Below are 13,591 nucleotides of genomic sequence, written 5' to 3'. Positions count from 1 at the left end.
TTGATTGGTACCGATACGAAAAAGAAATTATTCATCGGCGGCGAGTGGAAGGACGGGAAGGATCATTACAATTTACTGTCTCCTTATTCCGGAAAGGTGATTGCCCAAATCCCTTTGGCAGGAAAAGAAGCCGTTTTAAGCGCGATAGCATGTGCCGAACGCGGTGCCAAGGAAATGAGAAGGCTAACTGCCCTTGAGCGTTCAGCCATTTTGGAGAGAGCAGCAGCACTATTCCAGGAGAGGCTTGAGGAATGCGCACTAATCCTTACACGAGAGAATGCCAAGCCTTTAAAGGCTGCAAGAGGGGAAATTCTTCGCACGATCGAGACCTATAAGTTCGCGGCGGAAGAGGCAAAACGGCTTCACGGTGAAACGATCCCGATGGATGCCGCCAAAAACGGGAAAGGTCGTTTTGCTTATACGAAACGTGAGCCGCTTGGTGTCATTGCTGCCATCACACCCTTTAATTTTCCGTTCAATTTGGCTGCACATAAACTTGGCCCTGCGTTTGCCGCAGGTAATGCGGTCATATTGAAGCCGGCGTCACAAACGCCGCTAAGTGCGATCATGGCAGCGGAAATCTTTGAAAAAGCAGGCCTGCCGAAAGGGGCGCTCAATGTCGTCACGGGTAAAGGGAGCATCATCGGTGATGTGTTGGTCACTGACCCAAGAATCAAAATGGTTACGTTTACAGGGAGTGTGGATGTCGGTTTAGGCATCAAAGAAAAGGCCGGCTTGAAGAAGGTGACACTGGAACTTGGCTCCAACTCAAGCGTCATCATTGACAGTGTCGAAGACCTGGATGCCGTTGCCGCGCGCTGTGTGGAAGGATCCTTTGCTTATTCAGGTCAGGTATGCATCTCGGTTCAGCGAATTTACGTTCAAGAAGATTTACATGAAGCATTTTTGCAAAAGTTTATCGAAAGAACAAAGAAGCTTACATTTGGCGATCCGGAGTCTGAAGCTACCGACCTATCCGCTTTGATCCATATCAATGAAGCAAAACGCGTCGAGGGGTGGATTGAAACGGCCAGGGCGGAAGGAACTGAAATCATCTATGGCGGAACAAGGACAGGCGCAGTCCTTCACCCCACCATCATCAAGAATGCCAAGCCGGAACAAGCATTGAGCTGCCAAGAAGCCTTTGCACCGATCGTGTCAGTGAACGCCTACAAAACTTGGGATGAAGCCATCGGCCTTGTGAATGATTCATTATACGGCCTCCAGGCAGGGGTGTATACGACCTCCATGCCAAAAGCCTTCGATGCCGTTGAACGGCTTGAAGTCGGCGGTGTCATCGTGAATGACATCCCATCCTTCAGGGTTGACCATATGCCATATGGCGGTGTGAAGAACAGCGGCACGGGCAAGGAAGGGGTCAAGTATTCCGTTGAAGAAATGACGGAATTGAAGCTTGCCGTATTTACCTTATAAACGAATAAAAAAATAACGAATATGGAAGGGGAAATTAACATGACAGTACAAGAACCAAGAGTGAAAAAAGCGGTAACGAATGAGGAAATGGAAAACAACTGGATCGTCCGGTTCGATCAAATGAAGGCAAAAGGCATTCCGCTCATGTTCATTGACAGCATCATTCCAGGACATCAGCGCATCAACTATACATTGATTGGCGATACAGCAAGTGAAAATGATAGCTTCACACCGGAAATCACCGAGCCGCACGGGTTTCAAATCGGTATGGTCAAAGCGCAAAAAGGCAATGGCCCGGCATACCATACGCATGATTACATTGAATCCTTCCTTCCTCTATCAGGCAAATGGCGTTTTTACTGGGGAAAGGGACCGGATGAAATTGATGGCGAAACGATCATTGAGCAGTGGGACTTGATTTCATTGCCGCCAGGTTTATGGAGAGGCTTCGAAAACATCAGTGAAGAAGATGCCTGGATCTTTGCTGTCTTGGAGCAGCATGAAGTATTTGATGGGAAAGATCCATACTGGTCGCCAAAGGTGATTAAAGAGGCAGCTAAACATGGCTTCCACGCCAATGAGTTAGGAAAAATGATTAAACCGGATAACTTCAAGGATCTTGAAAAGGAAATCGCAGATAAATTGAAAATGGGTGAGAAATAAACATGAAAAAAGTACCGCTCATGCTGCTTCCGGGCACGCTTTGTGATGAACGTTTATGGGAATCAGTGAACCTTTCGGACATGGCAGATGTGAGGGTATGTGATGTGACAAAAGCAGATACGATCGAGGGCCTGGCAAAGTCGGTATTGAAAGAAGCACCTGACCGGTTTGCCCTGGCAGGTCTATCATTGGGCGGCATCATCTCTCTAGAAATCATGCGCCTTGCACCCGAGCGGGTCATAAAGCTGGCGCTGCTTGATACGAATCCAAGCCCTCCCCAGCCTGAACAAATCTCAGGTTGGGGGAGGTTCATCGAGATGGCCAATAATGGCCAATTCCTTGATATTACACGAAACCATCTGCTGCCGGTGTTAATCCATCCAGACCGGAGAAGTGATGAAGCATTGGTTTCAAAAATTATCGATATGGCAAATAAAGTCGGGCCTAAAGGGTACATCAATCAGCTGAAAGCGGTGATGACGCGCTCTGATCAACGTCCCATCCTTTCCGACATTCAGTGCCCGACCGTGATTTTAGTAGGCAGGGAAGACGCGGTATGTCCTGTTCATATGTCTGAATTCCTGCAAAAAAATATCCCCGAAGCAAGTCTGGAAATCGTAAACCATTCAGGTCATTTAATTACGTTGGAACAGCCAGGAAAAGTTAGCTCCCTATTGAGGGATTGGTTAATGAAGTAATTCGTATTGCGAAAGGAGCGGGAAGATGATGAAGAACGCCGTAAAGGAAAAAATAACAAATGGCGAGCAGGTCCTTGGAGCATTCCTTGGCATTCATTCACCGCCATTGGTCGAAATGCTCGGCTATGCCGGCTTTGATTTTATCGTAATTGATGATGAGCATGGCGCCTTCAGTCCGACCGAGCTTGAGAATATCATCCGTACGGCAGATTCATGCGGGCTTGTCCCGATCGTCCGGGTTTCCTATGACCCCTCGAGCATTCAAAAGGCCTTGGATCGCGGAGCGAAGGGAATACAGGTCCCGATGGTCAATACTAAGGAAGCGGCGCTCGATGTCGTAAGCAAAGCCAAATTCCCTCCAGATGGAAATAGGGGGGTATCATATTCGACGAGGCCTGCACGCTACGGAAAAGAAAGTGGAAAACGATATTTAGATGAAAGTAATGAAAATGTTATGATAATTGTGCACATTGAAACGAAAGCTGCGGCCAGCAACTTCGAAGATATTGCCACGGTTCCGGGAATCGATTTGGCCTTCATCGGCTCCACCGACCTCTCCGTAAGCATGGGCCATTCCTTGGAGGGGGCAAGTCATCCCGAGGTGCAGCAGGTCATTAATGGACTTTACGAAAAAGCGAAGGAGCTGGATGTGCCGATCGGTACCGTTGCTGGAACCGGCGCTGCGGCTAATGCGGCATTCGCCAAAGGTGCACAATATGTTGGGGTGATATTGAATAATGTGATTACCGCTGCGTTATCCGATGTAATCTCTGCCGTCAAGCCAGTACAATCTATTAAATGAAACTCAAGAGGAGTCAATAAGATGACTAAATCTATTGAAACCATCGATGTGAACGAGGGAAAAGATTCAGTACAATCAGCTGTAACAAGGAAGATAGCAAATTCCAAAAACGGGAAAATCCATTATGGAAATAGTGAAGAAGTTAATAGGTTGGGCTTTCATGATTTCAATGAGTATAGGAAAAACCTGAATCGAAAGCAAAGCATGGAAGGTTTTGATCCACAGTATTTGGACATAGTCGATTACATCATGAAAATCACGCACCAAATTTGGGAAGAACGGGGCATTGGTGTTATTTATAAAACGTACCATAATAATGTCACCATGCACTGCGGGTCTGTAAATCTTCAAGGATTGAATGCCGTCATCTCCAATACCCTGCAAACATTACATGCTTTCCCAGACAGGAGATTAATAGGAGGAAACGTTGTTTGGTCTGGAAACGATAAAGAGGGCTTTTATTCCTCCCACCGAATTAATTCGACTGCAACGAATTTAGGAGACTCGACTTTTGGAGCTGCGACAGCTAAAAGGGTGAATTTTAGGACCACTGTCGATTGTGCCGTACACTCGAACCGGATCTATGAGGAGTGGTTAGTGAGGGATAATCTTCATATTGTGGAGCAACTTGGTCTCGACCCTCATGAGATAGCAAAAAGCCTGGCAAGGAATTCAAAGGGCATCTCATCTTCCTTGCAACTGAACTATGGTTTAAGCGAGACGATGAATGGCCAATTGATGCCGGCCTTGTATGAACCAAAATCCTCTCAATTCGATATCGGGGAGTTCATTTTGGATATGTACAATAAGATTTGGGAATGGCGTTTGTTTAATCAACTACATGACTATTACGCCGATCAAGCAGTTGTCCATTATATTTGTGATAAAGATCTCGTTGGCTACGATCAAATTCAAGGGATGCTCGTTAGCCTATTTGCATCCTTTCCGAATGCTAAGTTCTTGATAGACCGTGTGACTTGCAATCCGATAGATGATCTTGATGCTTGGGATGTATCTGTAAGATGGCGTGTCCAAGGATTACATGAAGGAATAGGCTATTTCGGTCAACCTAGTTGGAAATCGGTCGAGATTCTTGGGATCACCCAGCTGCGAGTAATGCATGGCAAAGTAGTCGAAGAGTGGATCACATTCGATGGATTGGATGTCCTCAAACAGATTTACTTGAACACAGATGATGATTTGGGGATATCCCCTCTTTAATCTAAGAATTTATCTAAAGGTACAATAAGGATGAGAAAGCTGTATGGGCTGGAAATGATAAAACAAATCCATGCCGATCAAGAAACAGAGGCATGAAAAATGCAGGGGATGTGTGGAATATTGACAAAAGTGGATGATAGTAAAGTGGTGATGGAAAAGAAAGAATCACGGGAGCTTAACAGCACACACAATGATATCGTTCTTCATGACAAGGTTTTTTACGGAGATAATGCGGAAGTAAATCGTTTAGGCTACGCAGATTATAACGATTATTCGAAGAAAACAATAAGAAAACAAAGCATGAGAGGCTTCGAGGAAACCTATGTAGACATTGTGGATTATATTGTGAAATGCACACACCGCATTTGGGAAGAAAATGGTTTTGGCTTGATTTATTCCCACTACCATAATGAATCGATTTTACATGCAGGATCACTTAACCATTATGGAATCAATCATGTCCTGTCCAGTTCCATCCAAATGCAACATTCCTTTCCAGATCGAAAGGTGGTGGGGGAACAAGTCATTTGGTCAGGCAATGATCAAGATTCATTTTATACCTCGCACCGCAGTATGTCATTGGGGACAAACCTAGGAGCAACAAGCTTTGGACCAGCGACAGGTAAAAGGGCATCTTTCAGGGTGATTGCAGATTGTGTTGTTCATTCTAACAGAATCGTAGAAGAATGGCTTGTAAGGGATTATCTTCATATAGTGAAACAATTAGGACATAATCCGATTGAGATTGCTAAAAAACTTGCAACCAGATCTCAAAAACAGGCAAGTTTCGGGAGACCTGAACCGATGGAAGGTCAATTCATGCCAGAAGTATATACTAAAAAGCATGAATTTTTCGAAATTGGAGATTTCGTTTTGGATATGTACAATAAAATTTGGGAAATGCGATTATTTAATCATGTAAAGGATTTTTACGCAGATCATGCAGTGGTCCATTACATTTGTGATCAAGATATCGTAGGGCATAACAGAATCCAAGGATTGCTTGTTAGTTTATTTGCATCGTTCCCAACGGCGAAAGTAATCTTGGAAAGAGTTACGTGCAACCAAAATGAAGGTAATAAAGAGTGGGATGTTGCTGTAAGATGGAGATTGCAGGGTATTCATGAGGGAATCGGGACCTTTGGTTTGCCAAGCGGAAAGCCTGTTGAAGTCCTTGGCATCACTCATCTAAAGGTTCGCAATGAAAAAATTGTTGAAGAATGGATCGTATTTGATGGGATAGATGTATTACGGCAAACCTTTTTAGATACGGAAGATGAAATTATCTAATTGCTGCATGTCTCCCGATTTCATATTTAAAGCAGCTTTCAGACGCCAAATTATCATCCTGCGAAAAGGAGCCTTCTGTTACTTTTAGGGGGAGAGTAATGGAGGTTTCCACTTTTGAAATTTTTTATTTACATTAGTTAGAAAATTGTTTATATTCGATAATATCAATCATTTTGAATACGTATTCAAAGCAATATTCCTGATGGGGCAAAATGGTTGAACAGGTGATATCACATTTTTGTGATGACGTACTGAATTGAAAAACCAGATGAACTTGTAAGGAAATCACCGAGAGCTTGAAAGTGGAGCAAAATAAAGTCTTTATAAAGTCTAGATATTTTACGTTTCAATGAAAGGAAACTATTACTCTATTCAAAAAAGGATGGTTATCTACTATGGCAGAAAAAAATTCAGGTTCAATCGAAATGGCGGTAAAAGAGGAAAAAGCAGGTTCAGTCAATGTGGCACCAAAGGACGGAAAGGCAGCCAGTAAAACGAGTCTGCCAATCAAGAGATCGCCCAACTACATCTTCTATGCAGACGCTGATGAAGTGAATATGCTGGATACGAAGGATGACTCCGATTACATAAATATAGAAGAAATGTATCAAAAGAAACAGCGGATGAACGGTTTTGACCCGGAATACAATAACATCGTCGATTATATCGTGAAAATCACGCGTCAAATCTGGAAGGAAAAAGACATCGGCCTGATATACGATACGTATAGCACAAGTGTCTCCGTTCATAAAGGGCTGATCAACAGTCATGGGGTGAACGAAGTCATTTCAGGCACGCTGCAAACCTTGCATGCGTTCCCCGATCGGAAAGGATTGGGTTGGAGTGTAATCTGGTCCGGGAATGATGAAGAAGGATTTTTCACCTCGCACCGGGGACGTTCGGTCGCAACGAATCTGGGAGATAGCTTATACGGTCCGGCAACAGGAAAGAAAGTGATGTTCAGAACAAGTGCCGACTGTATGATCTTGAATAATAAGATTCATGAAGAATGGCTTGTGATGGATACCTACCACCTTGTTTTGCAGCTTGGCCTGGATCCTGTCGAGTTCGCTAAAAAAATGGCCAAAAGCACGCAGAAGCTTGCTCCAGCGATTCAATTCGGCTTTAATGAGACAGCAGAAATGGGGCTTCCGCCAAAGGTCTTCACCCCATCCTCCGATGAATTCGAAATCGGGGAGTTCATGCAGCTTGTATTCAACCGCATCTGGGCACGGCGCTCCTTTAACTTCGTTCGTGACTATTATGAGGAAAATGCCGTTGTTCATTATGTCTGCAATAAGGATGTCATTGGGGCAAGTGAAATTCAAGGAATGTTCATGAGTTTGTTCGCCTCCGTTCCGAATGGCAAAGTGATTGTGGAAAGGGTGACATGCAATAAACGCGGATCGGAAGGTGACTGGGACGTAGCGGTGCGCTGGAGGATCCAAGGGATGCACGAAGGAACAGGTTATTTTGGGGCTCCAAGCGGAAAAGCCATCGATATTGCGGGGATCAGCCATTATAAAATCCGCAATGAAAAAATCCTTGAGGAATGGTTATTGTTTGATGGGATGGAAGTTTTGCGCCAAATCCATTTGCCGAAGGAACAGGATTCGGAGCAAAGCGCCGAAGCAGCAGTGGAAGATGGGAACTTTACCGGCGTATCGTGATTTAGCGGTTTTAGCGGCTGTGCGGCAGCCGCCTTTCAATTACAAGATTAGGAGGAAAACAAGATGGAGTATATGAAGCAAGCGGAGACGTTGGAGCAGACGTCTTCCCATGATGTAGAACAAACGGTAACGTCCATTATTGAGCATGTAAAAGCGGGCGGAGATGCGGCCGTACAGGAATACGAAAGGAAATTCGGACAGTCCGATCGACCGGTCCGGGTAAGTGAAGAGGAACAGGAGCGCTGCATAAGAACGCTTCCGGATGAAGTGAAAGTACTGATCGACCGGGTCGTGGATCGGGTTTCAGACTTCGCCAAAGCGCAGCTGAGCTGTCTGACACCATTCGAACAGGATTTTGGCGAAGGGATCAAGATGGGACATCGAATCGTCCCGATTGAAAAGGTAGGTGCTTACGTACCAGGGGGGAGATTCCCTTTATTGTCATCAGGCCCCATGGTCGTTGCCCCGGCCAAGGTAGCCGGAGCAAAAAGAATCGTTGCCTGCAGTCCGGCCAATTATGAAGGCGGCATCCATCCTGCTGTTTTATATGGGCTGATCCGCTCCGGTGCGACAGACATTTTTGCCATTGGCGGTGCCCAGGCAATTGCTGCGATGGCGTATGGAACGGAATCGATTCCCGAAGTGGATATCATCGCTGGACCAGGAAACCGCTTCGTCGCAGAAGCGAAGCGCCAAGTATTCGGCAAGGTCGGCATCGACCTCATTGCAGGACCGAGCGAGGTCATGGTATTTGCCGACGATTCCGCATCACCGACTAAAATCGCGGCTGATCTGCTTGCCCAGGCAGAACACGATCCGTATGCACGAGCAATTCTTGTCACGACTTCCCGGGCGGTGGGCAAGGGAACGGAAACCGAAGTCGCACGGATTTTGAAATCCTTTTCACCTTCATCGCCCGCTCACGAATCATGGGAAAAAAGAGGCGAAATCATTTTGGCGGATTCCCTGCAGGAAGGTCTCGATATTTGCAATGACTATGCGATCGAGCATTTACATCTGCATATTCAAAATAGCCGTGAATTGATGGACAGGTTATATAATTATGGATCATTGTTCCTCGATGAAGGCAGCTCCGTCGTCTTCTCGGACAAAGTCTCGGGGACGAACCATACCTTGCCGACGCAAAAGGCAGCAAGGTACACGGGCGGATTATGGGCAGGAAGCTATGTGAAGGTCATGACACATCAGGAGATTACAGGCCGCGGCATTCAATTCCTTGCCTCCCATGCGGAAGACCAATCCCAAATCGAAGGATTGGAAGGGCATAAGCTATCGGCCACGGTCAGGATAAAATAAAGAATATGAACCTATGAAAAAAGGATTGTAGACAAGCTCGATTCAAATCGGCAATGTCTGCAATCTTCGCCTGAATATACAAATGTCTATGATACCCACCTAGGGTGATCTATTTCTTCGGCGACATTCATTAGGGGACAGGGATTAATTAAAGCATTCAATGAAGGTCATCAGCATCACGAAAATTACGAGCTAATGCAACTGCTCGTTTTTTTTGGTAAATAAAAGGGAGAAAATAACAATGAGGTGACCTAATGAACAAAGTCCAATTCCAATCGAATATTATATTATTTTTTATCATAACGGTACTCTTCTTTATTAGTATTTCCGCCTTCGATCCATTCATTTCATCATATGCCAAAGATTTAGGCATTTCACCTGCAGTGATAGGCAGTGTGATGGGAGTAACGGGGCTTGCATCCATGTTTTTCCGTTTTCCGCTTGGGATATTCTCGGATATATTGAACAAAAGAAGATTGATTATTCAAGTGGGGCTTTTAATTACGATCATTGGTTGGTTAATCGCTTTTATGGAACCGAACGCTGCCACTTTATATCTCGCGAAATTTTTGGATGGTGTAACGGGAGCTACATGGGTTCTTTATACTGTGATGTTTGCTTCTTATTTCGGCGTTCATAATTCCGCAAAAGCTGTCGCTTTCTTGACTTTGGCAGATTACATTGGCGCTTTGGCAGGTTCGATAATCGGCGGGATTGTCGCGAAAAGTTACGGATATTCCTATTCCTTTCTTGTTGCCGTGGTTGCTGCGGCCATCGCCTTTGTTTTAACGTTCCTTTTAAATGAGAAAAAGGCGTTCGTGAAAAAGAAAAAGCATGATATAAAGCAAATCGTTAAGGAGCAAATGACCGATAAAAACTTATGGCTTTTATCCCTGCTGGCGATCATAGCCCTTATGGCTTCTTTTGGGATGAGAGTTACCTTTACACCTCTTGTCGCAAGAGATTTAGGTGCTGATGCGATTGCTCTAAGCTGGTTATCCAATACATTTTTAATTGCAGGAGGAATTGCTGCCGCATTATGCGGAGGCCTTTTTTATAAAAAGGCAGGTTTAGTGAACACGGCGGTCCTAGGGGCAACGTTACAATGCGCTGTTGCCATTCTAACGCCATTTGCACCAAGTTTACTTTTGCTCTTTGGCTTGCAAGCGTTTTCTGGTATCGCTTTTGCATTGAATTTCACTGTATTGATGTCTTTAAGCATTATGAATATTCCTGAACATAAGCAATCTACAAGGATGGGCTTTTTCCAAAGCTTGTTTTCGTTTGGAATGTTTTTTGGCCCTGTTTTGATGGGGATATTGACGGAGGCTTTCTCAAGAAGTTTCAGTTTCATAATAATAGGAATCCTGTCAGCGATTTCAGGTATCGTAATAAAGCTTTTCATTAAAACGAAAACAATCGGAGACGAAAGCTCAGTATCCGAAATCGATCAAGTTGGTTAATACAAATGGAAGGGGTGGTGCAAATTGATCGTAACGATAAAAGAACTAATGGAAGGATATAAAACGAAACAGTTTTCCCCTACGGAAATCACAAAATGGTATGTAAAAAGAATAAGAGAATTAAATCCAGACATGCATGCCTACATTACACTAACGGAAGAAAAGGCTTTAGATCAGGCAAAAAAGGCGGAAGTGAAGCTGAGCGCAGGAGAAGCGAGTGGCCTGTTGGGCGTGCCTATTTCGTATAAAGATTCTATTGATACTGAAGGGATCTTAACAACCAGCGGCTCAATAATCGATGGGAAGCGAATCCCGGCTGAAGATGCTGAAGTCGTGACAAAGCTTGAGCAAGAGGGCAGTATTTCACTTGGTAAAACGAACATGTATGAGTATGCATTTGGCATCACCTCCCATAATCCATTTTTTGGTGATGTCATAAATCCATGGAATCGGGATAAGACTGCGGGCGGATCAAGTGGCGGTTCAGCAGCAGCTGTAGCAGCGAACCTTTGCTTAGGTTCAATCGGTACCGATACTGCAGGCTCGATTCGTGTGCCAGCAGCTTGTTGTGGGGTTGTAGGCATGAAGCCCACCTATGATTTGGTTAGCATGAAGGGAATGACCCCGCTATCGCGGACCTTGGATCACGCAGGGCCTATTTCAGGAAACGTTGAGGATACAGCGATCATTATGCAAGCCCTAACAAACATCCCGTACACAAGGGCATGCCTGAATGGGCTGGCAGGATTGAGGATCGGTCTCCCGACACATTATTTCAATGAAACGATGGATCATGAAGTCCGCAGCATGTACGAAAAGGCAATCCGGAATATGACCGATCTAGGAGCTGACGTAGTAGAAGTAGATACCTCTTTTTTAACGGATGTAGTAAGAATAGCAACGACATTTGGGACGTCTGAAGTGGGAGTGGTTCACCAAGAACGAATCCAGACTGCTTTCCACCTTTACAGTGAAGGTGCACAAAAAACATTCGAAAAAAGTCGGCTCATTTCGGCGTTTGACTATTTGACTGCTATGCAAATAAGAGCAGAATGGACTCGCAGATTTTCAGGAATCTTTACGGATATTGATGTGATGATCACCCCGGCGATGCCTATAGTGACACCTGACGTACAGGCAGAAGAAGTGACGATTGACGGGGTAAACGAATCTATCGGGGATTGTCTGATTCGGTACACGAGTCCATTTAACATCACGGGGCACCCCGTACTCTCAATACCTGCTGGTCTTACGGGTACGGGCATTCCACTCGGATTACAGTTAGTCGCCAATCACAATAGGGAGGATCTCTTATTTCGTGCTGGATATGCCTATGAGCAATATGCCTTGACTAATTTTTACTCTGAACGGCACCTTCAATTGAATTAAATGAAGCAATCGTTTAGCCAGTTCATCCAGAAAAAATCTGGACGGTACAAAAAGAAGAATGGAAGAGATGAGTCATATGAAAAAGTGAGGCTCAAAACGATCAAGACAAGCTGTCCCTGCAGAGTTTCGCCTTGGAAAGTATATGAGGAATATGTGTAAACATTAATGACATAGCCTTTTTCTGACTACAGGGATGAAAGGGGAATGAGAGGGTGGAAAATATGAACCGCACCAATAAATTGAACAATCGAAAAGAAACGATTTTATTCTTTATCATTAGCTTATTGTTCTTTGTCACCATTACGGCCTTTGACCCATTTATCTCCTCTTATGCCAAGGAACTTGGATTCGACTCCGTGGTGATCGGCAGCATAATCGGAATATCGGGGATAGTCGCCTTACTGACCAGACTACCATTGGGTGTGCTTTCTGACATGATGCATAAACGGAGATTGTTCATCCAGGTGGGGCTGCTGGTCACGATCGTCTTGTGGACGTTAGCCTTTTTCATACCGAATGCAACAACCCTGTACCTCGGGAAGATTTCAGATGGACTGACAGGCTCGACGTGGGTGATTTACAACGTCATGTTCGCTTCCTATTATGGCGTGAAGGAAGCTGCGAAGGCTGTCGCCATATTGAGCGTCGCATCGCCGATTGGCTCGATCCTGGGTACGACGACCGGTGCGTTGGTGGCCAATAGCTATGGCTATCGTTACAGTTTCCTGGTCGCTGTTGCCGCAGCGATCCTTGCGTTGATACTAACCTGCTTCACGAAGGATTTGAGCGTAAAGGATATCAAAGCGAAATACGACAAGAAAATACTGGTGGAGCAAATCACCGATAAAAAAATCTGGATCATTTCCGCCTTGGCAACGGTTGCCTTGATGGTGACCATCGCGACGAGGGATACGTTCACTCCTTTGGTTGCAACGGACCTTGGCGCAAATCCCTTGATAATCGGAATGCTCGCAAACACGCATCTGGTCATATATGGGGCAGCGGCAGCATTATGCGGCAGCTTTTTTTATAAAAGAATCGGGTTAACGAAAACGGCATTCATAGGGGCGGTAGTGCAAGGGGTGATCGTGATAGCGATTCCTTATGCCCAAAACCTGTCAATGCTTTTCCTCCTGCAAGCCATTCAAGGCTTTGGATACGGCTTGATCTTTACGGTCGTCACTTCCTGGGCCGTTGAAAACATACCGGAGATCAAGCAATCCACGAGACTGGGCTTATTCCAAAGTCTCTATTCCGGGGGGATGTTTTTGGGCCCTGTCCTGATCGGGATATTGATAGAAATGTTTTCAAGGACGACTGGCTTCCTCATCATTGGCATCCTGTCGATCGTGTCCACGCTCCTGATCAGAGGAAAGGTCAAACCAGCAAAAGGGAAATCTTCCCCTGAGGTCCATCCTTTTATAGCAGATCCTGATAAAAAGAAAATCACCGTCCGCTGAAATGATAACGCATACATCGTCGATGAAAAGGCAAGCCCTTGGGGTTTGCCTTTTTAATTTTGAGCCGCTGAGCAATTAAATGCATGCAGTCGTTGTTAATGGCCATAATGATTTTTATTCACAAAATTTCAGAAATGTTGACGGTAGTAATGCATGACTTTATCATAACAACAAGATAATGATA

The 13,591-nt window shown here is 44.9% G+C and carries 11 protein-coding genes; all 11 read left to right on the top strand.

The features are described 5' to 3' along the window. The 11 genes from QNI08_RS10225 to QNI08_RS10175 all read left to right on the top strand — a co-directional run bounded on the left by QNI08_RS10225 (position 1) and on the right by QNI08_RS10175 (position 13,407). Positions 1-1,434: an aldehyde dehydrogenase family protein gene (locus QNI08_RS10225; RefSeq protein ID WP_285767319.1), complete on the top strand. Its 1,434-nt coding sequence runs from the start codon at positions 1-3 to the stop codon at positions 1,432-1,434. A gap of 39 nt (positions 1,435-1,473) precedes the next feature. Then, complete coding sequence (locus tag QNI08_RS10220) at positions 1,474-2,097, top strand: cupin domain-containing protein (protein WP_285767318.1); 624 nt, start codon at positions 1,474-1,476, stop codon at positions 2,095-2,097. 2 nt (positions 2,098-2,099) lie between these two features. Beyond that, on the top strand, positions 2,100-2,795 hold the full coding sequence (locus QNI08_RS10215) for an alpha/beta fold hydrolase (RefSeq protein ID WP_285767317.1): 696 nt from the start codon (positions 2,100-2,102) through the stop codon (positions 2,793-2,795). A gap of 25 nt (positions 2,796-2,820) precedes the next feature. Next, positions 2,821-3,597 (top strand): HpcH/HpaI aldolase family protein, encoded by a 777-nt coding sequence (locus QNI08_RS10210; protein WP_285767316.1) that lies wholly within the window; start codon positions 2,821-2,823, stop codon positions 3,595-3,597. A gap of 21 nt (positions 3,598-3,618) precedes the next feature. Next, positions 3,619-4,818: an ester cyclase gene (locus QNI08_RS10205; RefSeq protein ID WP_285767315.1), complete on the top strand. Its 1,200-nt coding sequence runs from the start codon at positions 3,619-3,621 to the stop codon at positions 4,816-4,818. Positions 4,819-4,947: 129 nt separating this feature from the next. Beyond that, complete coding sequence (locus QNI08_RS10200; RefSeq protein WP_285767503.1) at positions 4,948-6,108, top strand: ester cyclase; 1,161 nt, start codon at positions 4,948-4,950, stop codon at positions 6,106-6,108. Positions 6,109-6,503: 395 nt separating this feature from the next. Beyond that, positions 6,504-7,778, top strand: a complete 1,275-nt coding sequence (locus QNI08_RS10195; protein ID WP_285767314.1) for a nuclear transport factor 2 family protein — start codon at positions 6,504-6,506, stop codon at positions 7,776-7,778. Positions 7,779-7,841: 63 nt separating this feature from the next. Continuing rightward, positions 7,842-9,095, top strand: coding sequence for a histidinol dehydrogenase (gene hisD, locus QNI08_RS10190; protein WP_285767313.1), 1,254 nt, complete (start codon positions 7,842-7,844; stop codon positions 9,093-9,095). Positions 9,096-9,349: 254 nt separating this feature from the next. After that, positions 9,350-10,558, top strand: a complete 1,209-nt coding sequence (locus QNI08_RS10185) for an MFS transporter (protein WP_285767312.1) — start codon at positions 9,350-9,352, stop codon at positions 10,556-10,558. A 24-nt stretch (positions 10,559-10,582) separates the two neighbouring features. After that, on the top strand, positions 10,583-11,947 hold the full coding sequence (locus QNI08_RS10180; protein WP_285767311.1) for an amidase: 1,365 nt from the start codon (positions 10,583-10,585) through the stop codon (positions 11,945-11,947). Between the two features lie 221 nt (positions 11,948-12,168). Then, complete coding sequence (locus QNI08_RS10175; RefSeq protein ID WP_285767502.1) at positions 12,169-13,407, top strand: MFS transporter; 1,239 nt, start codon at positions 12,169-12,171, stop codon at positions 13,405-13,407. Positions 13,408-13,591 lie beyond the last annotated feature (184 nt).

It is taken from the genome of Peribacillus folii (assembly GCF_030271255.1).
Lineage (GTDB): Bacteria > Bacillota > Bacilli > Bacillales > DSM-1321 > Peribacillus.
This window is presented reverse-complemented; position numbering and strand designations above follow the sequence as displayed.